This window comes from Spirosoma liriopis, from assembly GCF_023196085.1.
GTDB lineage: Bacteria > Bacteroidota > Bacteroidia > Cytophagales > Spirosomataceae > Spirosoma > Spirosoma oryzicola.
This window is the reverse complement of the sequence record NZ_JALPRF010000005.1, coordinates 166,416-192,145: the sequence shown is the minus strand read 5'-3', so window position 1 is coordinate 192,145 and position 25,730 is coordinate 166,416. Positions and strand designations below refer to the sequence as shown.

Annotated in this window: 17 protein-coding genes; 8 read left to right on the top strand and 9 right to left on the bottom strand. The window is 47.4% G+C overall.

Annotated elements, in window-relative coordinates:
* The first annotated feature begins 468 nt into the window (after window positions 1–468).
* The 6 genes from M0L20_RS24165 to M0L20_RS24140 all read left to right on the top strand — a co-directional run bounded on the left by M0L20_RS24165 (window position 469) and on the right by M0L20_RS24140 (window position 10,230).
* Window positions 469–1,851, top strand: a complete 1,383-nt coding sequence (locus M0L20_RS24165; RefSeq protein WP_248479622.1) for a replication initiation protein — start codon at window positions 469–471, stop codon at window positions 1,849–1,851.
* A gap of 158 nt (window positions 1,852–2,009) precedes the next feature.
* Complete coding sequence (locus M0L20_RS24160) at window positions 2,010–2,954, top strand: ParA family protein (protein WP_232563282.1); 945 nt, start codon at window positions 2,010–2,012, stop codon at window positions 2,952–2,954.
* A 1-nt stretch (window position 2,955) separates the two neighbouring features.
* Window positions 2,956–3,840 carry a ParB N-terminal domain-containing protein gene (locus M0L20_RS24155; RefSeq protein WP_248479621.1) on the top strand — a complete coding sequence of 295 codons (885 nt, stop codon included), beginning with the start codon at window positions 2,956–2,958 and terminating at the stop codon, window positions 3,838–3,840.
* A gap of 335 nt (window positions 3,841–4,175) precedes the next feature.
* Window positions 4,176–7,196, top strand: coding sequence for a SusC/RagA family TonB-linked outer membrane protein (locus M0L20_RS24150; RefSeq protein ID WP_248479620.1), 3,021 nt, complete (start codon window positions 4,176–4,178; stop codon window positions 7,194–7,196).
* A gap of 13 nt (window positions 7,197–7,209) precedes the next feature.
* Window positions 7,210–8,709, top strand: a complete 1,500-nt coding sequence (locus M0L20_RS24145; protein WP_248479619.1) for a RagB/SusD family nutrient uptake outer membrane protein — start codon at window positions 7,210–7,212, stop codon at window positions 8,707–8,709.
* Between the two features lie 147 nt (window positions 8,710–8,856).
* Window positions 8,857–10,230, top strand: a complete 1,374-nt coding sequence (locus M0L20_RS24140; RefSeq protein WP_248479618.1) for a glucoamylase family protein — start codon at window positions 8,857–8,859, stop codon at window positions 10,228–10,230.
* 474 nt (window positions 10,231–10,704) lie between these two features.
* Here M0L20_RS24140 and M0L20_RS24135 read toward each other — a convergent pair whose 3' ends face one another.
* Genes M0L20_RS24135 through M0L20_RS24110 form a run of 6 tightly spaced genes read right to left on the bottom strand, consistent with a single transcriptional unit; the run spans window position 10,705 to window position 17,079 of the window.
* Window positions 10,705–11,361, bottom strand: coding sequence for an START domain-containing protein (locus M0L20_RS24135; protein WP_248479616.1), 657 nt, complete (start codon window positions 11,359–11,361; stop codon window positions 10,705–10,707).
* A gap of 44 nt (window positions 11,362–11,405) precedes the next feature.
* Window positions 11,406–12,368, bottom strand: coding sequence for a phosphatase PAP2 family protein (locus M0L20_RS24130; RefSeq protein WP_248479614.1), 963 nt, complete (start codon window positions 12,366–12,368; stop codon window positions 11,406–11,408).
* An 11-nt stretch (window positions 12,369–12,379) separates the two neighbouring features.
* On the bottom strand, window positions 12,380–13,669 hold the full coding sequence (locus tag M0L20_RS24125; protein WP_248479612.1) for a DUF4833 domain-containing protein: 1,290 nt from the start codon (window positions 13,667–13,669) through the stop codon (window positions 12,380–12,382).
* Between the two features lie 19 nt (window positions 13,670–13,688).
* Window positions 13,689–16,253 (bottom strand): DUF5686 and carboxypeptidase-like regulatory domain-containing protein, encoded by a 2,565-nt coding sequence (locus tag M0L20_RS24120; protein WP_248479610.1) that lies wholly within the window; start codon window positions 16,251–16,253, stop codon window positions 13,689–13,691.
* Window positions 16,250–16,627: a GtrA family protein gene (locus M0L20_RS24115; protein WP_232563290.1), complete on the bottom strand. Its 378-nt coding sequence runs from the start codon at window positions 16,625–16,627 to the stop codon at window positions 16,250–16,252. Before M0L20_RS24115 ends, M0L20_RS24120 begins: the two co-directional genes overlap by 4 nt.
* 5 nt (window positions 16,628–16,632) lie before the next feature.
* The gene (locus M0L20_RS24110) at window positions 16,633–17,079 is read right to left on the bottom strand and encodes a phosphatidylglycerophosphatase A family protein (protein ID WP_248479608.1); all 447 of its coding nucleotides are present in this window, start codon (window positions 17,077–17,079) and stop codon (window positions 16,633–16,635) included.
* An 809-nt stretch (window positions 17,080–17,888) separates the two neighbouring features.
* Between M0L20_RS24110 and M0L20_RS24105 the strand changes: the two genes are divergently transcribed.
* The gene (locus M0L20_RS24105; RefSeq protein ID WP_248479606.1) at window positions 17,889–18,788 is read left to right on the top strand and encodes a PfkB family carbohydrate kinase; all 900 of its coding nucleotides are present in this window, start codon (window positions 17,889–17,891) and stop codon (window positions 18,786–18,788) included.
* Window positions 18,789–18,962: 174 nt separating this feature from the next.
* Here the strand turns inward: M0L20_RS24105 and M0L20_RS24100 are convergent, their stop codons facing one another.
* From M0L20_RS24100 to M0L20_RS24090, 3 genes are all read right to left on the bottom strand, one after another.
* The gene (locus M0L20_RS24100) at window positions 18,963–19,436 is read right to left on the bottom strand and encodes a MarR family winged helix-turn-helix transcriptional regulator (protein WP_232563293.1); all 474 of its coding nucleotides are present in this window, start codon (window positions 19,434–19,436) and stop codon (window positions 18,963–18,965) included.
* Window positions 19,437–19,736: 300 nt separating this feature from the next.
* A complete protein-coding gene (locus tag M0L20_RS24095; RefSeq protein ID WP_248479604.1) occupies window positions 19,737–20,819 on the bottom strand; it encodes a sensor histidine kinase in 1,083 nt (360 codons plus the stop codon).
* Between the two features lie 188 nt (window positions 20,820–21,007).
* Complete coding sequence (locus M0L20_RS24090) at window positions 21,008–21,304, bottom strand: hypothetical protein (RefSeq protein ID WP_232563295.1); 297 nt, start codon at window positions 21,302–21,304, stop codon at window positions 21,008–21,010.
* A gap of 314 nt (window positions 21,305–21,618) precedes the next feature.
* Between M0L20_RS24090 and M0L20_RS24085 the strand changes: the two genes are divergently transcribed.
* Window positions 21,619–25,674: a hybrid sensor histidine kinase/response regulator transcription factor gene (locus M0L20_RS24085; RefSeq protein WP_248479602.1), complete on the top strand. Its 4,056-nt coding sequence runs from the start codon at window positions 21,619–21,621 to the stop codon at window positions 25,672–25,674.
* The last annotated feature ends 56 nt before the right edge of the window (window positions 25,675–25,730 follow it).

The following is a 25,730-nucleotide window of genomic DNA, read 5'->3' as shown; positions in this document are numbered from 1 at the left end:
CAAGCTGAACTATAACCTATATCACGTTTAACTATAACCTATATCACGTTTAACTATAACCTATATCACGTTTAACTATAACCTATATCACGTCGAACTATAACCCATATCACGTCGAACTATAACCTATAACACGTATGTATAACCTATAGCACGTACTACTATAACCTATAACACGTACGGTGTGGATAACTATAATAAGTCGCGCTAACAATGCCGATAATCCTCAAAAAGTTGACATTCCTACACATACCCGACCGTGTTTACGGAAAATTAGCCTGAATTATGTACTGATCTAATTGTTTTAGCCTGAACGCACAGGTTGAACTATAACTCAAATCACGCAACTATAACCTGTATCACGTAATGAACCACTGTTCGGGTTTCTGTGGCGTTAATAGAGTTAACGTGCAAGTTTTTGTTATGCGATCTTGTTTTTGTAAGTTCACCCCTGTTGGCTGCAATAGTATGGCAAAAGAAACGAAGGTTCGGAAGCGCGCTGATATCGGTGAACGAACGATTGCTCGCATGAAAGCGGGTCGTAACGGAATTGTGGAAGCTACGTACCGAATGGACGTAGTTGAGTTCAGAGTTTTTTTTACCATGCTGACGATGATCAGCCCGGACGATGTTACCTTCTGCGAATACGAACTACGAGTAGCTGACATTATCCGGTTATTTAGCTTGAGTCGGGATGGACGTAGCTACGAAACGATAAAGGAAGCAGCCGAGCGGTTGGTCAACAAAACAATGGTTATCTACCACACCAAGGAAGATGGCAATCGTTACCGAACCGTTATTCCATTTCTGACAAGCGCCAGCTCACAAATTGGCGATGCTAAAATGGAGTCTATTCGCGTTACGTTTCACCCCGAATTAAAGCCGTTTCTGCTGCAACTACGAACCGAATACCTGGAATTTGATGTACGGAATTTAGCGCGGGTACAAAGTCAGTATTCTATTCGGCTCTACATGATGCTGCGTCACCAGATGAACCTTAAAAAAACATCGGTTCGCTACACGGTAGAGCGTCTGCGGGAGGTTTTTGAAATCGGTGATAAAGATTACCCGCTGTATGGCAATTTCAAGCAAAAGGTTTTAGTCAGAGCCTGCACAGACTTGAGTACGACAACCAACATCCGGGTCGATAAAATGGAGGAAGAGCGTAGCAACCGGAAGGTTGTGGCGGTCGTCTTTCACATGTCTTCACAGGAACTACCGCTTGTTTTACCCGATGGTGAAGGCATTACGACCAGCGTAAGCACACCCGTAGCTACAAGTAATAAAAAAAGTAATAAGGTGGTCGTTGAAATCGATGACCCAGCGACTGACTCGTTGGTAGATGAGCTTCACCCGCTCGTTGCTCAGTATGTTGGTCGCGAAGCCGTACGTACCTGGCTGCACCAGTCGTCGGAGGAGCAAGTGCGTACAGCAATCGATTATACGCTAAAGCAACTTAAACAGGGAGCTACCATCAAGAATGTGGGCGGTTATTTACAACGGATGGTGAGCATGTCGATACCCTTATCGTTTGATGAGCCGGTCCCTCCTGTCACCAAAACAAATCGCCCGACTGACGTACAGTCGAATGTTCAGAAGGAGCAACAAGCCCTTGAAAATGCGCGACTCGAAGCCTTGACAGAGAAGAAATACCAGGCGGCCATTCAGGTGTTAAGTGATCATCCTGAGTGGCATGAAACCGTTGCTGAACACATGCAGTCGGGTTTGTTCGGCAAGTTCTACAAGGAAAAGCTCAGTCTGCTCGAGAACATTAGGAATCCGGCTATGTACGGTCCTCTCTTCCAAGCTGTAGAGCGACTCAAAGCCGATGTTTTTACGGATATTGACTAATCGTTTGTTTTTTAGATACAATTTTTCTACCAGCTACCCTAAAATGCCTGTCAAGAGATTTGCTTACTAATGAGAAAGTAACATAAATCGCCAGAATTATTTTGGATAAAACAAGTTCTTTATACCTTTGGAAAAGATAAATATTTATCCAGGGTACGATGATCACTCAGGAGAAGCTAATCCGGTTCCTACGCGCCAAACCAGCGCTTAATCTGTCTCAGATCGAAAAAGAAGCTGGTATACCATCAAAAACGCTGCACAAAGCACTTTCTGACCAGAAAGATATTCCTGCCAAGCACCTTCCTGCCTTAGATGAAGCTGTTCGTAAATACGGCTATTCCGAAGCGTTGTTCGATAAGGCAAAAGTAATTTCAATCGTCAACCATAAAGGGGGCGTTGGTAAAACGACAACAACGATCAATGTTGGAAAAGCGCTGAGCTTGTTAGGAAATCGCGTGTTGTTAGTGGACATGGATTCACAGGGCAATCTTTCGCAGTGTTTCGGCATTCACGTTCCAGACGAGCAGGTGATCGACGCTTTATTGGGAGGGTCTCCCCTACCCATGATCGAAATCACCGAGAATTTGTTTCTGACGCCTTCCGATATACGTATGGCTTATCGGGAGTCGGAGCTTGCCAATTCCATCGGTGCCGATCGTCGCTTGTCGCTCAAACTGGAAGAAGCGCGGGACAAATTTGATTATATTCTTATCGATTGTCCGCCAAGCCTGGGTATCTGTACGACTTGTTCACTGGTTGCTTCCAATTACTGTGTTGTGCCCATCCAGCCGGAAGCCAGCGCGTACCACGGTGTTGAAAGCTTGTTCAACCGAATTGCCGAAGTACGGACCTACATCAATCCAACGTTGACGGTAAAAGGCATTGTCTTTACGATGGTGCACAAGAATCAGAGCGTCCACAAAAGTATGATGGCTCACATTCGGGATACTTTCCAAAACTTCCACATTTACGATTCGATCATCGAAGTGTCAACGGTTATCAAACAATCGCAGGTTGCCAAGGAAGATTTGTACACATATTCTGCCAAGTCTCCTTCCTGGCAGCAGTATCACCAGTTGGCTACCGAAGTAATGACGATCTGATATGAAAAAAGACTTCATGAGTTCGATGAAAGAGAAGACGTCAACGTTGCGACCATCTCTCCTATCTACCGAAGAAAATATAAAGAATCAGATCCTGGTTCTCGACAAGCTGCGCGATCTGATACCGCCTTTAGCCAATGACGAATACGACCAGCTTCAGCAGAATATTCTTAAACATGGTGTAAAAGATCCGCTTACCGTGTGGGAGACAACACCTGCCGCTGCTCAGGTTGATACGGACACGTCTCCGCTTTTTGTTCTCATTGACGGGCATAACCGCTACAGCATATGCCAGCAGTACAAACTCGATTACCGAATTAATCTCGTTCGGTTTTCGACGCTGGATGAGGTCAAGGATTACATGATCGATTACCAGCTGGGCCGGCGAAACCTGACCGCTGAGCAAACATCCTACCTGCGTGGATTACGCTATCTGCAACAGAAATCGATGCGGGGCGGGAACAGAGCTGCCGAAAATGCGCAGGGCGATGTGGCGGCTACACTTGGGAAAGAATATGGCGTAAGTAGCCGAACCATCAAGCGCGATGCTGATTTTGCTGCCGGTCTGGAAAAACTGGCTCCTGATTTGAAGCAGGACGTTTTGTCTGGGAAAAAGAAACTGGCAAAAGCGTCGATCAACGCCATTGCCAAAACGGAAATAGCGGAGCCTGTCCAGGACGCCGATGACTTGATCAATGGCGTATCAGCGCCGAACGTGCCAGGCGAAAAGCTGTCGAAGGCAGGTGAAATAAAATCGAAAAAAAGTCAAATACTATCGCTTGAGACAACCATTCGGGAACTGGCTTCCGGGAAGCTTAATGTCCAGACCTGCGCCCAACTAATCGCAAAAACAGACGAGTTGCAGGCACTACTTCGAGCAAAGTGACACGCTGTCACTTTGCTCGAAAAAATTCTTTTGACAGTCGATTATCTCGAAGTAGCAACCAGCTATTTCCGAATCAATTGCTTTCATAGGCCTTGAATTACAGGCCTATTTTTGTTTATACATAAGACATCTTCGTCTCTTCCTCTCGACTTTGTTCTCGAAGGTCGTTCGTCATTCGTTTTGGCAATTTCAATTATCAGTTTCCGGCGGGTAAATAAATTTTCTTTAGCTAACACTTTGAGCTACGGCGAGTTAAAATAGTATCGATTTAAGTAGAAATAGTATTACCAAAAGATTCCTTATTTTTGTCGCCCAATTTAAATTTTCGCTCACTTATGAGAACATTCGGTTACTTTTTAACCGTAATCTGGCTAGCGGTCTGTAGCAATACGCAGGCGCAAAATCAGCAGGTTACCGGGAAGGTCGTCAACAAAGCGGACAAGGGTGCGTTGCCCGGTGTCAACGTCCTGATAAAGGGCACAACTACGGGTACTGCTACCGATGCAAATGGAAATTATCAGATCAGTGTCTCCAGCGGAGCAGTGCTGCAATTTAGTATGATCGGCATGACCAGTCAGGAAGTTCCGGTCGGCAATCAGACCACGATAAACGTTGAGTTAGCTGATGACGCCAGAGCGTTGGAAGAGGTGGTCGTTGTGGGTTATGGTACGCAACGCAAGATTGACGTAACGGGATCAGTTGCCCAGATCAAAGGGGAAGAACTGGTTCGCCAGCCGGTATTATCAGCCACGCAGGCGCTGCAAAGCAAAATGTCCGGCGTTCAAATTATCAATTCGGGTGCACCAGGACAGGCACCAACCGTTCGTATTCGCGGAACAGGTACGCTGCTGGGCGGGGCCGATCCACTGTATGTGGTCGATGGGATCATTACCGAAGATATCCGCAACATCAATACCTCGGACATTACATCGGTTGATGTGCTCAAGGATGCTTCGGCGACGGCCATCTATGGGGTTCGAGCTGCTAACGGTGTTGTCCTGATCACGACCAAGCGTGGAAAAACAGGTGCGCCAACGGTCTCCTACGATGCGTATATAGGTATTCGTACCCCAGCCTACCGTGTTAAAATGGCTGACTCACAACTGTTTGCTCAATACAACAATGAAGCTGTTCGGTACGATGATGCCAGTGCGACGCTACCGTTCGACCCGGCTACCGCTACGACGAATAACACGGACTGGTTCAAGGCGATTACCCGCACCGGTTTTCAGCAGAATCACGCCTTGTCGGTGAGTGGTGGTACCGAGAAAACGACCTATCTGTTCAGTGCCGGTTATTTCACCGAAAAAGGGATTCTGAACGGCACGGATTATAACCGGCTTACCCTTCGTCTGAACAACGAATACACGCTGACGCCGGTGTTTAAATTAGGTCATAACCTGAGTCTTGCCAACGACAATTCAAACCTGTCGAGCAATTCCGATCCGGCTTTGCCTGAATCGAACCAAACGGTTTACGCGGCATTCACAAACGCCTACAAGCAGGCTCCGCTGGTGCCCGTTCGGAATAGTGATGGTTCGTACGGGTACACACCACGTAACAACGTAGCCAATCCGGTAGCGCAACTGGATTACACGAACTACAAAGCGCGGGGGCTCCGGCTGCAAGGCTCTTTCTATGGAAACCTGACAATTCTGAAAAAGATCACGTTGCTCTCCAACTTCGGGATTGAGACTAACACGAGTCGCTCGTACAATTACAATCCTGTTTATCAGGTATCGGCCAACCAGCGAAACCTGACAAGCCAATTGTCGACCGGACGGGTTAACAACACGCGCTGGCTGTGGACCAATACGGCTGAATACAGCAACACCTTTGCGGAACGCCACACGGTGAAAGTATTGGCCGGGTACGTGGCCGAGCGTTTTCAGGACAATGTTCTGGTTGCTGGTCGGCAGGATGTGCCACCCCAATCGAATTATTTTTACCTGAACACGGGTAGCGCATCGTCGGCCACCAACAGCGAAACGGGCAGTATTCAAACGCGCCAGTCGTACATCGGTCGGGTCAACTACAATTATTCGGATCGCTACCTGTTTACGGCTACCGCTCGTTACGACGGATCAAGTAAGTTTCCGACCACCAATCGCTGGGGATTCTTTCCGTCTATTGGTGCGGGTTGGGTACTGAGTGAAGAACCATTCCTGCGGGGAAAAACGCCTTTCGATCAGTTAAAAGCGCGTGTGAGCTGGGGTAAAACCGGTAATGACCGGATCGATCCGAGCGCCTTCCTGTACACGATTGCCAGCGGACTGGATTATCCATTGGGACCCAATCAAACGCTGCAACAGGGACGCACCATCACCAACCTGATTGACCCTAATTTACGCTGGGAGGTTACCACGGGTACGGATATCGGTTTAGAGTTTGCCTTGGCTAATAACCGGCTTACCGGGGAGTTTGCTTATTACAACAAACGGACCAGCGACGCTTTATTTCAACGACCCATCGACGCTATTTTCGGTGATGTGGATGGGGCTTATCTGACCAACGCAGCCAGCGTCCGCAACCGGGGGTTTGAGTTTGCTTTAAACTGGCGTAACAACTCGACCAAAGGATTTCAATATAACGTAGGCGCTAACGTAACCATCAACCGCAACCGGCTCGAAGATGTGCAGGGCGGTTTGCCGATCAACGAGGGTGGAATCGGTAACGGACAGTACACAACCCGCACGGCAGTCGGCCAGCCAGTCGGAAGTTTCTGGGTGTGGCAAACAAATGGCATTTTCCAGACGCAGGAAGCTGTTAATAACACAAGCGCGAAAATCGAAGGAACCAAGCCGGGTGATTTCCGCTACGTGGATCAGAATGGCGATGGTGTCATTGACGACAATGACCGGATTTTTGTCGGATCGTATCAGCCTAAACTGTACTTTGGCGTGAACGGTGGCTTCACCTACCGCAGCTTTGATTTCTCGACGGACTGGTACGCTAATTTTGGCAACAAAGTGTACAACGGTAAAAAAGCGCAGCGATTTGGTAACGAAAATATCGAAGCGTCGCGGGCCGACCGATGGACATCGACCAACCCCAGCAACACCGAACCACGGGCCAGTAACGCGGTACCCATCTCGTCAACCTATTACATAGAGTCGGGTTCTTTCTTCCGGATCAATAACATTACGCTGGGTTACACGCTGCCCAAATCCGTGGTGTCATCGCTTAAAGTAAGCCGGGTTCGGTTTTACGTAACCGCGCAAAACGCGTTGACAATTAAAGCGTTCTCGGGATACACACCCGAATTGCCCGGAAGCAATCCGCTGAATGCAGGTATCGAACTGAGTACGTATCCCGTAACATCGGCGTATCTGGCTGGTCTGAACATTGGCTTTTAAGTAAACAACGAATATGAAAACCTTACAGAAAATTGCAACCTACGCTTGTTTTGGCGGACTCATGGTCGCTGGTGGCTGTTCCAAAACATTTTTGGATGTGCCGCCACAGGGACAGCAAACGCCAACTGATTTCTTTTCAAGTAATGCCGACGCAGCTACCAGCCTGGTCAACGCGATTTATTCCAAGATGCTCGACTGGAATTTCCATTCTTTTTCCTGGAATGGCGTAACCAGCATTATCTCCGATGATGCCGACAAAGGCAGTTCGCCGGGCGATACCGGAACGGATAAAGACCAGTTGGATAACTTTACGTTTACCCCATCAAGTCTTTCGTTCAACGAGTTGTGGGGTGGCCATTACGAAGCCATCGCGCGGGCCAATCAGGCACTGGACAATCTACCAGCGCTGAGCATTAACGATACGCTGAAAAATCGGCTGATCGGCGAAGCCAGCTTCCTGCGCGCGTACTGCTACTTCAACCTGGTCCGTTCGTTTGGCGGTGTACCGCTGATCACGAAGGTAGCCGATCCAACCAATCAGACGGATATTCAGAACGGTCGAGTCCGGGCCACATCGGCGCAGGTATACGCGCTGATCGAATCCGATCTGACAAAAGCCGTCGCCAATTTACCGGAAAAGTCGCAGTACAATTCGGCTGATCTGGGCCGGGCGACGAAAGGGGCGGCTAAAGCCTTACTGGCCAAAGTGTCGATGTACGAGAAAAAATGGAACGTGGTTCTCCAGTTGACCGACGAGATCATTGCTTCGGGTCAATACTCGCTTATGCCTAACTACGGAGAACTCTGGCGCGAATCGTCTGAGAACGGAGTAGAGTCGATTTTTGAGATTCAAGGCCGGGGTGTAACGCCCAACAAAGGGGTTCAGGGTTACTTTGAATCGCAGGGAGCACGTGGGGAGAATGGTTGGGGCTGGGGTTTTAATACGCCTTCTGAAGATCTGGTTAAAGCGTACGAAACCGGTGATACGCGTATAGATGGAACGATTATTCGGCGCGGTATGACCTTGTGGGATGGTCGGGTGATTAGTGCAAACGCCGAAAATCCGTATTACAACATGAAGGCCTACGTCAGCTTTACCCGCGAGACCAACAACGGCAATACGTGGGAAACCAGCAAAAATATTCGGGTGCTGCGCTACGGTGATGTGTTGCTGATGAATGCCGAAGCGGCCAACGAATCAGGGCAAGCAACTAAAGCGTTGACGTCGCTCAACCTGGTTCGGGCACGGGCGCGGGGCGGTGTTTCGGGCGTTCTTGCCAACGTTACGACTACCGTCCAAGCCGATCTACGGCAGGCTATCTGGCGCGAACGTCGGGTTGAAATGGCCTTTGAACACGACCGGTATTTTGATCTGATTCGTCAGGGGCGGGCAGCCGCCGTTTTTCAGGCGCTTGGCAAAAACTTCGTGACGGGTAAACACGAGTTATTCCCAATTCCACAGCCGCAAATTCAGTTAAGTGGCGGGCAGTTAACGCAGAACCCAGGGTACTAGGCATTCGATTATCGAATCTAATTTTAGTCGGCTTCTGTACCGGTAGTGGGCAATAAAACGCTTTGCCGCTGGTGCCGAAGCCGATCTTTTATTCTGAAAGTTATGAGACTATTATTCATTCTTCTTTTATCATGTGGTGGCTTAACTATGGTTTGCTGCCAACCGAAACCCCAACCCATTGCCTCCGCTCCAACGGCGTTTTCGCTTTCCAGTTCCGACGTTCAGTTTCTGGATAGTTTGCAACGCGATACTTTCCGCTATTTCTGGGAAACGACTAACGCTGACAATGGACTCGTCCCTGACCGTGCTCCCTCGAATTCATTTGCCAGTATTGCCGCTGTAGGATTTGGCCTGACATCGTATCTGGTCGGGGTTGAGCGTGGCTATATTACGCGGGCGCAGGCTGCCGAGCGAACGCTTAAGACCTTACGTTTCTTCGCCAACGCACCCCAGTCAGAGAAAGCATCGGGCATTGCGGGATACAAAGGATTTTTCTACCATTTTCTGGATATGAAAACCGGCGAACGCTTTAAGCAGGTCGAGCTTTCGACCATCGATACGGCCCTGTTACTAGGCGGCATACTAAGTGCGCAAAGCTATTTCGATCAGAACAACGCCACTGAAACCGAGATCCGGCAACTCGCGGATACGATCTACGGACGTGCTGACTGGACGTGGTTTCAAAATCATAACGGTGCCAAGCCACTGGTTTCAATGGGTTGGCATCCTGAAACTGGCTTTATCAAAAACGACTGGGCGGGATACAACGAAGGCATGTTGCTTTACGTGCTGGCACTGGGTTCGCCGACGCATCCTGTCGGTACGGATGCCTGGGCTACCTGGACAAAGACCTACCCATGGGCTACCTTTTACGACCAGACACACCTAAACTTTGACCCGCTATTTGGCCACCAATACTCGCACGTATGGATTGATTTTCGTGGTATCAAAGATGAATACATGCGCGGAAAAGGTATCGATTATTTTGAAAATTCACGGCGGGCAACCTACGCGAATCGGGCTTATTGTATGGTAAACCCGGCTAAATGGCAGGACTACAACTCAACCATTTGGGGACTCACCGCTTGCGATGGACCCAGCGATACACTGGTAAATGGGAAACAATTCTTTTCGTACCGGGCGCGTGGGGCAGCGAGTACACAGATCGTTGATGACGGGACGATTGCGCCTACAGCGGCTGGTGGATCGATGGCTTTTGCACCCGAAATCTGCGTCCCGGCCTTACGAGCTATGAAAACAAAATACGGAACTAAGCTTTATGGTACCTACGGGTTTCGGGATGCTTTCAACCCTACGTATCGTTATCCTGCCCGCGTGGCCAATGGTTCAACCCAAAACGGCTGGTTTGATATTGATTACCTAGGCATTGACCAAGGACCAATTTTACTGATGGCTGAAAATCTACGAACGGGTTTTATCTGGAAACTGATGCAGAAAAACCCTCACATCAAACGTGGATTGGTTAAGGCTGGATTTACAGGAGGATGGGTAGCCAACTAACAAATTCGAGCAGTTAGCGCAGTTGTTCATTAGGGTGTAAAACAGGGTCGGGGAGCAAAGTGACACGCTGCCACTTTGCTCCCCGGTGTTCGTAAATGAGGAGTTTGTTATGATATCAAATTCTATAATTTGAAATGCCAATCAAGCCGAGAGTGCCAGTTTTAGTGATGTCGGCGGGGCCGCCCGCGCGGTTCTCAAAACCGACGCTTGGCGTCAGCAACTGGTGTCGGTTTTAAGAAACCGACACCACCGCAAGGGGTGTACTGCTATGAGCTGATAGAACCACAACCAGTATCTATTCGTCAATGGATTATTGGCTATTGCTGGTAATCATGATCTCGAAATCGATGTTATCCTGCCGGAAAAACTATAGGCAAATGACAAGTCGGCCTAAGTCATTGTCACCCGGTAAACGCAAAATTGGAGCAAAGTGACAGCGTGTCACTTTGCTCCAATTTTAATAAAAGGCACAGCCTAATCGCGTAAGAAAGAAAATGTTTTTCCCTGGTATTGCGGCAAACTCTCTCTGATCAACACAAACGAACGATAGGCACTCGTCGCTGCGGCCAGGTTGTCTAACCAAGCTGGTATGGAGCCGCCCGGATCTACCCGGCACGTATACGTAACCTGAAGGTTTCGCCTGCCAACCGAACGCACCTGCCAGACCGCTAACCAATCAGCAACCCGAACAATACCCGTCTGAACGGGGACAACATTCGGCACCCCGACCGCCCGGATATGGAGCAGTTTAGAAGCTGGATCCTGCGCGAACGTCATTTGTATCGTCAAATCCCGGTCTTCGACGGGCCAGGGCAGCTCGTTGATGATGTGATAGGTTAACTGTGTTTCGCTCGTCCGACGAACCAGATACGCTGACTTGGTCTTGTAAATAGTTTTTTTGTAGTTAGCAATGTCGGATAGCAGTGCGACCAGTTGGCTTTGCGTACCTGGCAGTGTACACTCTACTTTTAGCTCCGTCAGTCGGCTTCCTGCTACGTGACGAGAGTAAACCTGTATCTGGTCTTTATCTTTCTCCAGATGCCAATCGCCGGTTGGTTGTGCCTGTACAGTCAACGAAGACGAGCTAAACCAGCAAAGTAAAAACCACAGCAAAAACAAAAATCGGCTCATTATTTTGTCAACGAAATGGGAAGAGGCATCAAGCATAGAATGGGTTAGAATGCAGTCAGAGACCGCATGCGCCCGATCAGAAATTTTAGCCAGCTTGTTTGCTGTAACAGCCCGAAAAGGCCAATTCCGGTTAATGCGCACGTAAGTCCGGCCAGTACATCTAATACGTAATGGTGACTGCTGTATACCGCCGAGAACCACACGCCCAGCATAACGACGATGAAAAAAACATTGATCAACCCCATCTTTTTCCGCACGCTATGGTAAACCACAATCACCGGATAAGACGAGTGTAACGATGGCATAGCGGCAAAAACGTTGGAGCTCTTGGCGTAGATAGAATGAAAAACAGAGACACCAAAGTAACGGTCGAAGTTAGCTAAGCCAGCCGTGTTGCCGGGGGTATGGGGATAAAAGTTAAACCCATGCTCGTGAATATACCAGGGGGGAGCGGCTGGATACGCATAGTAGATAACAAACCCGATCAGGTTGACCAGCAAGAAAGTAAACGCAAAGGAATAGTAAGTTGGTTGGTCTTTGAAAAAGAGGTAAGCGGCAAACATCATCGGTACGGGAACCCAGGTCAGGTAAAATAACCCGGTCAGCACATCCAGAAACGCTGTTCGATGAACAAGCCAGAATTCATTGGGGGTTAACAGTACCTGGCCTTGCGTGATACCAAATAGATTTCTTTCCAGCTGGTAAAGCGATTCAATGTGAACGGAGTTGTACAGGTAGTTTGGAAACGCTTTCATGTAATCGAAAATGATCCAGTATACCGCAAAGATGGAAAAAGCGATGAGAAACTTTCGACTGATGACAGAGCCGTAATACAGTCCGTTGACTAAGCCTGTCAAAGCAAGCTGGTCGGAGTTGAATCCGACCAGCAAATAAGAGACGACCAGATAGACAACGGATATTGCTGTTAAAACCAAAGAACCTTTAAGAGACCAAAAAGGAGACGTACTTGACGATTGGGGCATAAAATAGGCAAATCGTATTCCCATACGATTTAATGTTAAACAGGAATACGCTCTACCGTATTCTCTCCGGTGGCCGCGTTGGTGCCTTCCAGTTGAATGTATTTTACGTTAGGTACCCAGAAGGTACCGCCTTCGATGCGGAGATAAATCCGTCTGAGGATCACCTTTTTCTTATTGACCATCGCGTATACGTAGTAGCTGGCATCCTGGTCTGATTTCGCCAGCCGCAACGGCAATTTTTTGTACGATACAAAATTCAGCTCATACTCCTGATTAGCCAATGGACGCGATTTGATCCCATACGCAAACGTACGTTGAACGTATGAAAGCTCTTCCTTCTGACTTTGCTCGGTATAGCGAATCCAGAATACATGCACAGGGTCTTGCTTGTCGGGTTGACCGTTTTTTAAATTCAGCGCACAAATAATTGTGTTGGTATTTGGGTCGCGCTGAAGATAAAATAACTGGTTAGGGATGTGCTGCGGAGTCGGGAAGTTTAGTTTTGTCTTGTCCTGCTTAATTCCGGTCGGCGCTTCTTTAGCTAATACGGATGGCCCGGAAATCGTCATGAGCAAAAAAAGCGTAACTGCCAGCGCCTTCGTTGGGGTGGACGATTTCTCTTTCTTTTCCAGCGCTTTTTTCGCGTCGATCAATCGGTTGTAGGCCGTTATGTTGGTCATGATTGCCATGATAGTCAACGGCAGGGTAAAGATCGACATCGTTTCAAAGACGTGCACGGGAATGCCGGGAATAAACACCTTGAAATCGGGACCTAGTAGCGGGGCAAAACAGCCGCAAGCCAGCGCCGATACGCCAATGGTGATAACCCGTTCAGGACGCTGCATCAGCCCGCCCTTGCACTCGATACCCAGACCTTCGGCGCGGGCCCGCGTGTAACTAACCATCATGGAACCAATCAGCGCGATAAAGGCGAACAGAGAACTGAAAAAATAGTGCTGAGCAATCAGGTAATAACAGATGCCCAGAAACAATATAAGCTCGCTGTAGCGGTCAAGAACGGAATCGAAAAGTGCACCGTAAAGCGAACTCATTTTACCCAGACGAGCAACCTGTCCGTCCAGCATATCGAATAAACCGGCAAATAACACCAATGCACCGGCCCAGCCGATGTAGCTGAAATCGCCCCGATTACCTTGCTCGGCTCCGATGATGAAAATCAAGGCAACCCCAATATTCAGCACTAATCCAATGGTGGTAACCATGTTGGGTGTTAGCCCCAGCCGGATTAGTAAGCGAACAATTGGGTTGATAACCGAGTAGATACCCAACTGAATTTTTGTGCGAATTGGAATGGCCTGTTGCATAACTTGTAAGCATAATGGGTTAAAAATCGAACGTGGCGCGGGCTCTGATACCCAATGGCGACACGTTAGGATGATCCAGGTAAGTAAGCCGTTTTACCAGATCGATTCGGAAAAATTTTAAAACGTTAGCAACCCCTACGCTTGCTTCGAGGTAAGGTGTTTTATTCAATGTGTAGGTGTACGGAACGCCGGACGCATCGACTGGAAACTGGTACAGCGATGGATTCAGCTTTGGATCGTTCTGACTCCGCAAGCCACCGTAAAGCGCTTTGAACGAAACCGCTTCCCGCCATTTCAGCTTTTTGAATAATGGGATTTTGTTAAAGAAAAATCCATTAAACGAATGATCGAGGTTAACACTAGCGTAGTGATCACTGACAAATTCGAGGAAGTTCATCAGGTTGTACGAGTTAAGCTGATAGGCATAGGTCTGATTGGCCCGGTGTATGTTCAGGAGCGGAAAAGGTGCCTGACCAAATATGTAGCCGCCCTGTAAAGTTACGTTCGAATAGCCAAGTTGCGACAGAAAGAAGCGTTTACTGATGGTACCCGTCAGGTTTTGGTAGCTATATTCACTATTGAGCAGTCCTTTAACACCGGTGGCAAAGCGAAGGCTGAAAATAGGGTAGCGGTTAGCGATAGGGGTCCGATAAATTTTACCCTGATAAAACTGCTCGTTCGGTGCCCAGCGTGCTTCGACCGAAAATTCTGTGGTTGTGAGCGTGTGAGAGGGTATCGTTTCGGATTCATTCATCCGCTTAAATTCCAGCCCGCCCGCCGGCTCCTGCTGCCAGTTTTTGATGCCAAAACTATACGAAAAGTGGTTTTCAAATTCGTGCACGTAATCAATCCGCCAGGTGTCGTTGTATAACCATTTATCGTTGACCCCGCGTTTGAACGACAGCAAAAAATTATCTTCCTGCACGAACTGAAGCTCCTGACCCGGAATTTTGGTGTCGCGCTGGAAGCTAGCCCGGATGTAATTCTGCGGGAACTGGTAAATCGATTTGTTATTGATCGAGTACGTACCGCTCAGAAAATATTTCCAGCGCTCGTCTTTAAATCCGTAAGCCGCGTAGGTTTCAGCGTAGTAGCGTTTGCTCAATTCCGGCGTTGTCCGTCCGCCCAGTCGTAGCCGAAACCCTTCGACCGGATTGAAACTGTAGAACGTGTTTGCCGGACCGACTTCGAATGAGCCGAACGATTTATAACCTGCAAACAGGATTGTAAAGGCTTCCATCGTCCGTTTAAACGAAGGCATCTGTTTCAGACTATCGATGTTTTTGTACACCTTCGATTCGGCGCTGGAAAGCGTATCATGGCGATTGCCCAGCCAGAACTGTTCTGGTCTAGTGGCGGCATCGGCCTCTACTACCTGGGGCTGGCCATCGTAAACTTCGTCAGCTTGTGGTTCATTGACGTGATAATTTCGGTAGGAGAGGGTTCGCTGGCCGAAGACCCCGCCACCCTTGTTTTTGTTGATTCCAAAGTCGGCTAGTAAATCGCTTTTGCTGAGGTAGTACTTGCCATCGGCATGCTGTTCAAACTGCTGGCGGATCTGCAAGTCGCGAACCCAGTTCAGGTTGATCTTAGGGTTTACGGACAGATTGATCTTCTGAACCGCGTAATTGCTGTCAAGCGTTACGTACATCTTACCCTCGAAAAGCATGTCCGTAGTATTACGAGGCACGAAATTCAGGCCAACCAGTTTGGTATTATTAACGGTGATCGTATCAGCCAGATAATACTGATAGAACGTTGGAGCGCTACCAGCAATGGGACTCAAGAACTGGTTAGTCATCAGAAAAATCGAATTCTCGTAGATATCGATTTTCGAGTACATCCGGTTCAGATAAACACTAAGCCCATTGTTGTCGAAATACTGACCAAAGTCAACCCGTTTGTCACCTTTAATAATGGTTTTCTCTTTGTGTGGACTTCTCCGGTTGTAATGTTGAGAAAGCTTTTCCTCGAGATAAATGGGTAGCAGCGATTTTCCCGGTAGCGTCGTTGTATCCCGGTTTTCGAGCAGGAAGCGGTATTTCTGAAAAATTTTCCTGTCGGCAATCTTCGTTGATAAGCTACTTAACGAAAACTGCAACTTATCGTACTCTTCGTAGTCCGCGTAATCGTAATGGCCAAGCTGATTCTGTTCTTTGTGGCTGATCACGTTACGGATCAGTTCAACGGCTGGATTATTCTTGTTGCGATAGCGAGCTCGTTTACCGCTACGGATCACTACTTCGTTCAACAGCTGGGAGTTGGCTTCCAGCCGGATCGTTATGGTTTGCGCAATTCCGGGGGTTATCGGTTTTATTGCTGTTTTATAACCGATAAACGAAACGGCTATCCGGGCGAAGTTTCCTTGCCCTGTCAAGGTAAAACCACCCCGCTCGTTTGTCGTTGTACCGATGGTTGTTCCTTCAAAAACGATATTTGCGAAGGGTAGGGGTTCTTTATTGGCTCCGTCCGTAACGGTTCCAGTAACCGTTGTTGTCTGGGCAAGCGTGATATGACTCAGCAGCAACAGCCCGCTCAACAGCAGAACCGATTGGCTGAAAGCGTGGCGCAGAAATTGGTTCATGATAGGCTGAAGACAAAATCTTTCTGAAGAAAATAGTTGTAAGTGACACCTACCAGAATACCTACGCCCGTTTTGGCTAATAGATAATGAACACCCAGAAAATGAGTGGCAGCAAAAAGCCCGGCTGCATTGAAACCTGCATTTCCTACCCAAACCAATACAAATCGGTAAAACTGCTTACCAACGGGTTGATTGCTCTGCGTGAACGTCCATGCTCTAGCGATGCTAAAATTAGCCAAGCCTCCGGCGACAGCGCCCGTCAAACTGGCGGGTAGATACCAGCAATGCGCTAACTGAACGAGCAGAAACGTCGTCAGAAAATCGATGCCAGTGGCGATCAGTGAGGTGGCTTGAACTTTAAAAAATGTTTGCATACAGTTTATAAGAGGCCGGTCAGTAAGGCGGCCCGTAACAGCAAATTTGTGTATAGACCCGCCAACAAATCATCCAACATCACACCCCAGCCGCCCGATACTTTTTCGAGTTTTCGGATGCCAAAGGGTTTGCTGATGTCAAACAGACGAAATAAGAGCAGACCCGCCAATAAGCTTTTTTCGTGAATTGGAATAAACAGGAGACTAAGGCACATGCCTGCTATTTCGTCGATAACGACGCGGTAACTGTCCTTACCCCACTGTTCCTCTACTGAATCCGCTGACCAGATGCCAATGGCTGTGACAAGACCTGTAATCAGAAATGGAGCGAAAAAGGACGAATCGCCGGGAGCAAGCCAATACCAGACAAGACAGCAAGCGACGGAGGCTACCGTACCTCCCCCTTTGGGAATATAGCCAATGCCTAAACCAGTAGCGATCAGTTTATCCATTGCTTATTCTATTTTTCACGGGCTTCATACACTTCAACTTCTCTCGGAGGATCAACTTTGCGCGCTGACCGTTCCCTTACTTAGTTAATACTGTTGTCGATTGAACAGCCATTTTATTGTTAAGTGACGGTACCTAAAGCCTATCAGGCAGCCTGTTTCAATAACAGATCCTTAACGTTGATGGTCCCTCACGGGGTTAAGTATTATTGACTAGAAGGCTTCAATCTAGGATTATTGCTATTTGCTATCAGCCATATGCAATATAGATTATTACTATACAATCAATAATTTTACTGTAAAATATTTAACCATTTACGTCAAAAACTAGTTCTTACCTTTTCTGCGGGTGATAGGTCATAAAGCGGTTAATTATTACTCAATGTATTGATAATAAGCTATTTGGTAAGTAAAAATAGTTTAAATTTTTGCTTATGCAAGTTACGAAGGTGCTAATGAGTATTCGGTACATAACTCGATGGTTAACAAAAATAATCAATTACAACAGGGATAATGCGCATCAAATAGAGTCTATAGACTATAGATAATTGTTATGAATGAAACTTGTTTTGTTATAATTCTTGGATAATTCCTGTACGAATTAATTTATTAACGCATACCTTTCGGACAAATAATATGAGCGTAGCAGCTCATAGCTATCAATTAAACCAAACAAAGGTGACGCTAACGTTATATGCTGACTCTTTAGGGATGTTGGCATCAATACGAAACAGCCTGACCCTGAATGGTTCTACCTTCAAACAACTGTTAACTAAATCTCCGGCTTTGTAAGGAGGTAACACGTTTAAATTATGTTTGACATTTGCACAATCGGGCACATATCACTAGATAAGGTCGTTACAGCGCAATCCGTGACCCACATGCCGGGTGGTACTTCGTTTTATTTTTCTAAATCGCTCCTACAGTTTGACGTAAATTACTGCCTAGTCACAGCGGTGGCACCTCAGGAACAGCCCATTGTAGATAGTCTGCGCGCCGAAGGAATCGACGTTTACAGTTTACCAAGTGAGAATACAGTCTTTTTCGAGAATATTTACAGCGAAGATCAGAATTACCGCCAGCAACAAGTGCTGCGTAAAGCGTCGCCATTTGACGTTGCTTTAATGCCAACGATCAGCGCTAAAGTATTCCATCTGGGCCCTTTACTGTATGATGACATTCCGGTGGCTCTGATCAAGGAATTAGCGCAGAGAGGGCAGGTTTCGCTGGATGTGCAGGGGTATCTAAGAGACGTTCGCGCTAAAAAAGTAATCTATCAGGATTGGATCGATAAAAAGCAAATCCTGCCTTACGTGAGCATCCTAAAAGCCAATGAATTTGAAATGGAAGTGATCACGGGCAAAAAAAACGCACGCGATGGCGCAAACTACTTAGCTGATCTGGGTGTATCGGAGGTCATTATTACCTTGGGTAGCGAGGGATCACTTGTCTACACAGGAGGCACTTTTTATAAAATTCCAGCGTTCCGGCCAACGGCTGTTATCGATGCAACAGGTTGTGGAGATACCTACATGGCAGGCTATTTGTGGAAAAAGACCAAGGGCGCTTCGATCCAGGAAGCAGGTGAGTTTGGAGCCGCGATGGCTACGTTAAAAATCGGTTCTTCTGGACCTTTCACCGGCCATCCCGATCAAGTGACGCAGGTAATGGAGCAGGCACTTTACGATCATGCCAGAATCGCAGTATCGTAAATAACAGTAAGGGGGCCGGTGACTGACGAAATAAGCCTAACCGGTTCCCAACCATATAGGCCATAATCACTAGAAACGTATCGTCATCACTAATTGAAAGGCAAAAGGTCCGTGAGCCAGACAAGGAGTCTAATTATGATACAGTTCTTAACGATATATTATTTAACTAATAAGTTAAAGTTGATCTCCTCTTAAATTGTTTATGACCTTGCGAAGTACCTGCATTGCATTTTCAAATTCCTGCTCGGTTATTCCTGAATTGGCAGCTGTGTACATCTCATAAATCCAAGGCAAAATTTCCTGTTTGAGTTGCTTTCCCTGATCGGTGAGAAAAATCAATTTGTTGCGTCGGTCATTCGTATCCTCTTGTCTGTAAACCAGCTCTCGTCGGGTCAGATTGTCAATCAGGTAGGTTAGACTGGCTTTATCTTTTAACGTCGCATTGGCAATCTCCTGCTGGTTAACACCGTCGTTTTCCCACAGATACCCCATCACCTGCAACATTTCATAGGTTAGATCGAACTTTTGCTGTTTGAGTTTTTGCTGGACAAACTGTCGAAACGCAATATTGACTTCAATCGCTATACGTGCGAACTCTTTTTGCGCTCCTGTAGACTCAGCGACATCGATCAAATTATCATTACACATTCTTACTTGTTGTTTAACGTACCGCCACAAAGATGCAAATGTTAGTTAAATACTTGACCATTCCCAATTATTTAACGCTTAATGTGTGGATTCTTAGTATAGGTAAAGGCGTTATCTAAAACGTTCTGTTCTGATCGTGTTGTTTTCAACCGCATGAATAACATTCACAAGAACCGTTTCATAAGGTAACAGTTTTTCTAATTGTTTAAATCTTGTCTGCTCGTTGAAAATAGGGGAGGAGCTTATTAGATAAAATGTTCTGTTACGAGTAGTGGGACAGTAGCCACAACCAACCAACAGTTATCGCTTAGTCAATTGTCTATCGGCCAGCAATGGCAGGATCACTGTAAATAGACTATTGTTGTCAGTAATAATTGGCTCAGGCTGATCGAGTAGGCGATACTTGGTTGATATGTTAGACAACCCAACCCGGTTGGATGCCATGCGTATACGTTTACGTTGAAGGTTGTTTTGTACCCGGAGCCAGCCCTCCGGATTGGTATCAATCGTAATGCGCAACGGTTGAGTGGCTTGCTCGCGGTTATGCTTGACGGCATTTTCGACCAACAATTGCAACGTTAAAGGTGGGAGTAGCTGGGACCGGAAATCTCCCTTAATATCGACAGTAAGCTCAATTCCCCGTTGGTGACGCGTTTTGAGCAGATAATAATACGACTCAATAAATACCAGTTCGTTATCCAGCGTTGTCAGATTACCCTCGTTGGTTTGTAACAGGTAACGGTAGACTTTGGCTAGTTCATCAACAAACTGTTCGGCTTGTTTAGGCTCATCACTGATAAGCGATGAAAGCGAGTTCAGACTGTTGAACAGAAAATGAGGATTGACCTGATTTTTGAGAACTTCCAGTTGATTTAGCAAAGATTCGCGCTTGTACACTTCAGTCTGTATACTATTCTCCCGCCACTTGGTAAGTGTATAGTACAGCTCGTACATGCACAGCGAAATAACATTGGAGCCAAGCCCTATCCAGAAGATAATGATTTTTGTTGAAGGGGTAGGTCTAAAATCGAAAAAGGGAATCAGTCCATACACGTAAAAAGCAATAACCTCGGTCGCGATGGTCATAACGATAAATACCGGAAATTCGAGCAACATACGCTTAGGCGTTTGCGACAAGTCCGGGTATTGATGCGTTATCCAACGAATAATTGCTGTTTGCGCAGCCAGCAGCGAGAAGCAGACCAGATAAGCGATACTGGACGACAAAATTAAAATACGCCAATCGGAGAAGTAGCGTGGACCCAGCCAAACATAGTTGCCAAGCGGGACTGTCCACGAAACTAAACCAATGATGATCCAGATACTTTGCGCAGGGGGGTTAAGAAAAGGAAGTTTAAAGAGCCGACGAAAAAGGTTTGTCATAGAGTAGGCCACCAGCAGACGAAGGCCAGGCTGAATAGTTGACAGATAAGGCCAATATGCAGAATAATTTTGGGGGAATCAACGAAGTCGAGATTCTGTATAGACTTACTGACAAGGGTTTAGGCTACCTCTAGTTAATAGCCTAGCACCGATGGCCGCCGTAAACGTTACAGCGGCCATCGGTAGTGTTATCTCAGTTCGGTTGGTGGTGTTGTCGAGGGTGTGATGTATGGTGGCTTAAGGGGGGCAGGTCTGTAAATGGCTCCTGTCGCGAAGTCGACAATCGTGCCTGGCCAGAACAGAATAATATCCGCAATCAAAGCACCTACTCGCACTTCCCGCTGTGGTTCTCCATCACGGGGTTTAGTAACCTGATAGCTGGTTCGGGGTCCACCGAAGACAGTCGCGCAACTGGTTAAGGTTGCGACACTGCAAACCAACAAACATCCTTGAATCAAGAGCGATTTAATCGTTTTGTGGATCATAAGGGTATCAAAATAAAGTTGGTTCAAATAACGTCTTTTTGGCGATCTGCTTAACCATAAACTAACAAATAAAACTCGGCAGTACTCATGTTTACTGCTCTTTTGGTTGCTTTTGCCAGTAACCGTGGTGGTTAGGTGTATGAATTCTTTATGAAGAGGAGTTTTTGGTTTGTGTAGTCTAATTATAGCTATCAATTGCTGATAAATTAAACAAGCATGAACATAAATTAATAATGGCTGTATATTAGTAAATAAACTTGTCAGACTGACGGTTTATAGGCCGCTTTATCCTGAGTTCAGTTTGTTTCGACATCATGAGTACCGCTTTGTTCAGCATCGTTTTTCTGTTGACGATGCCGCTATGTTTGTTGTCTTGGCAAGACGCTGGTGGACAACCCATTAGTCAAGCTGGTGGCTGGCCACCTCTTCAAATTCTCGATGTTGAGAAAGGTTTACCTCAATCATTCGTTTCAGGAGTCGTTTTAGACGACGATGGATTTATCTGGGTGGGTACCCTTGATGGGCTGGCACGCTATGATGGTCGGCGCTTTATTACGTTTCAGCATCAGGACGATGACCCGACTTCCCCCATCGATAACGCAGTCAGTGGTCTTTGGAAAGGAGCAAAAAATGAAATTTGGGTTCACTACGAAAATGGTGAGATCGACCGGCTGGATACCCGAATGGGCCGCTTCTGGCACCTGACCCGCCAACCTGCCTTCGCCATCATTAAAAAACTTCCCTTCACGGTTGGTTGCCAGCTGAAAGTTGACCACCAGGGAAATCTATGGGGTACTTTACTCAACAAAGGCATATTCCACTGCGACTTCAAGCGCAATAAAATTCAGCAGTTGGGCAGGACTATTCACGGACTGGCGTCGGATACGGTCAAAGCCATTGCAGAAGATCGGCAGCAACGTCTTTGGGTTATCACACAAAACGGCCTGAGCCAGTTCGACAAAACAACAAATCGGTTTATCAATACAGCCTATCCGTTGCCACTGGTGCGTCCGGAAGGCTATACCGCTGCAGGCGCAGAGAAACTCGGCGTACTTGTACGAACTAGCGGTGAACTGATGTTTAGTGACCGAAAAAAGCTATACTTTTTTGACCCCAATCGCCATACGTTTCGGATCGTTGATCTGTCCATTGAAGATAAAGAAGGAATACGCCACATAGCTCAAAGCCCGAAAGGAGGGGAGTGGATCGAATACGCCGGAACCGTTTACCGATATACCGATCAACAAGGGTTAACACCCGTCTGGCGTTACCAGCCTTCAAAAGATAACCTGTCTACGGGTTTATGGTGCACAGACATAAGTTTTGATCAAGCGGGAGTGCTGTGGATCGGCGGTAATACCCTGGGCTTATTAAGGCTTGATCTGGCTGCGACACCTTTGCATACGTATTCATACAAAAAAGCGTTCTGTCAGGATGTGGTTCAGCAGGAGCTGGATGTGTCACTGATGGCTACTTACCGCTGGCCTTTTACGAATGAAACGGCTAATTCGCAAAGCTCGTATATCATGCGATCAAGCTATGACCCGTGGGGACGACTGTGGGTTGGTCTAGGCGACCAGGTAGGGTGCTATCATAATCAGCAGAAAAAAATTACGCTTTTACCCACTGTACCCAGCAAAATAACGGCCTCGTTCAATAATGGTCTGCGCGGCTTATCGATTGCTCCTGATGGTAAAATATGGGTCGTTACGGAACAGGGTGAGCCGTACGGGTACGATAGCCTGACCAGTAGCTGGCAAGCATTGTTTCGTGGGCGTTTGACCGCATTGCCGCCTACCTTAACGAATGACCTGCTGGTTGATTCGACAAGTTTGTGGGTAACGACCATCGGCAAAGGACTGTTGCATTATACGCTCGATGCCCGGCGCTACCAGGCTTTTCGATTCGGTTCGCCCGATGACAAACAAGCCAATCCAACACTTCTCGATTTAGAGCAGGACCCGACCCGTAGTCATTTGCTGTGGATCGGTAGCTATCAAGGGCTAATTTGCTTCAACAAACGCACCCACCGCTACCAACGTTTTACGACCGCGCATGGATTGCCCAACAATACTATTTACTCGGTGGTGCCCGACAGGCAGGGGTACCTCTGGCTTAGCACCAACAAAGGACTGTGCCGTTTTCATCCCATCCGACATACAGTTCTGAGTCTACAAACAGCTGACGGATTACCGGGAAACGAGTTTAACCGATTTCATCACCTTAAACTGCCGAACGGTCAGCTGGCTTTTGGTGGTATAAAAGGGTGGTTGGTGTTCGATCCTGCGCTGATTAAAGAGGACACATTACAGCCCGTTGTGGCACTAACCGAGTTGTTCATCAACAACCAGTCTGTAGCACAGTATGGAACTGACTCTCCGCTGCCAACGCCGGTCAATAATGCGTCGGACCTTCAGCTTTCCTATAATCAAAATTATGTAACGTTTGAGTTCGCTGCTTTGCATTGTCATCAGCCCGACCGGGTGGTTTACCGCTACAAACTGCGGGGGTATGATGATCGATGGACTATTAGCAATCAGCCGAGAGCCAGCTATACAAAACTTCCACCCGGTCAGTACACCTTGGAGGTGAATGCCGGCAATGAAACAGGCCAGTGGAGCCGTCACGTAAAAGAACTGAGCATCGCCGTGTTGCCACCCTTCTGGGCTGGCGGATGGGCGTATAGTTTATACACACTACTGGCGGTTTCGGGACTGGTTGGGTTTGTCCGGTTTCGCACAAAGCGTGAACGCGAACGCAATGAACTGTTACTTCGTGAACAGCAGGCCAACGAACTGCGGCAGCTTGATTTGGCTAAAACCCGCTTTTTTGCTAACGTATCGCATGAGCTTCGTACGCCACTGACGCTTATGCTAGGACCGCTGAAAAGCGTACTTCTAAGCAGAGAGCTAACGTCCAGGGATGAATACCTCGTGCAGACAGCCCAACGAAATGCGGAAAACCTGCTTGGTTTGGTGAACGAACTGCTTGATCTGACTAAACTAGAGGCTGGCAAAATGCAACTGAATAGTCAGGCTGTACGAGTAAAATCGTTGGTCAGTGGTCTGGTTGCCAGTTTCGATTCATTGGCGCGTCAGAAAGAAATCACGCTGACCAGCGAATTGGCTGTCCGTGATGAATTGATTGTCCAGTTAGACGAACGAAAATTGCGACAGGTGCTTACCAACTTGCTTGCAAACGCGCTCAAATTCACTCCTACCGATGGATTTGTAAAAGTGACCCTGAACTATGCTGAACCCCAATTGCATATAGCGGTGCTGGATACGGGTCGTGGTATTTCACCCGATGATTTACCGTATGTGTTTGATCGCTATTTTCAAACAAGGCAGTCGGACACACCTCTGGAAGGTGGGACAGGCATTGGTCTGGCGCTTTGTCAGGAGCTGGTACGGCTAATGCAGGGTACGCTACGGGTCGAAAGCCAGCTCGGGCAAGGAAGTACGTTTAGGATAGAGCTACCCGCTCCTATTAGCAGCATGCCGCAGCAGGAGTCCGACGCAGAAAGCCCCGTGTCGGAAGAAGTGGCAGGCGGCAATTCCACGAAACAACTCGCAGAAGAAGTAAAGGCTCATTGTGCGGATGTTGTATTGGTTGTGGAAGATAATCCAGACCTGCGCAATTACCTAGTGACCATCTTGTCACCGTTATTTACGGTACAAACTGCCGAAAATGGACAAGTAGCGTTGACACGGTTGGCCGAGCTGCCACTGCTACCGTCGCTCATTGTTTCTGACATCATGATGCCTGTCATGGATGGCTTTCAATTGCTGGAAACGCTCAAAGGAAATGATACGTACCGGCGAATCCCCGTAATAATGCTTACCGCCAGGGCCGAAATGGTTGATCGATTGCGGGCCTTACGAATTGGTGTTGATGATTACCTGCTGAAGCCGTTCGACGAGGAAGAATTAATGGCTCGAATTGCTTCGTTACTGCATAATCAACGCGAACGATCCGTTGCGTTGACAACGGAAGTTGTCGAGGTTTCGCAGAATGACGATCCATCCTTACCCACAACGGCTCTATCGAGTGAAGACAGCTTGTGGCTCGAACGACTGGAAATGTTAACGATGGCTCGCTTGAGTAACTTTGATCTGACCGCCGACGAATTAGCGTCCGAACTGGCAGCCAGCCGTCGCACGTTTTATCGAACCGTGAAACGACTGACAGGAATGACTCCGGCCCAATATCTTTCCGAAGCGCGCTTTCGACAAGCTCGTTTTCTCCTAGAAACTCGCCAGGTATCGACCGTCAAGCAGGTAGCTTATCAGGTTGGCTTTCGGCAGGTGAGTCATTTTGCCCAAACGTACCAGCAACGTTTTGGGAAAGCACCGGCTGACTATTTGTAAGAGAATCCTATTCTTCTGGTAACGCTGAAATTAGTGTCAACAGAATCCTTTTTCTG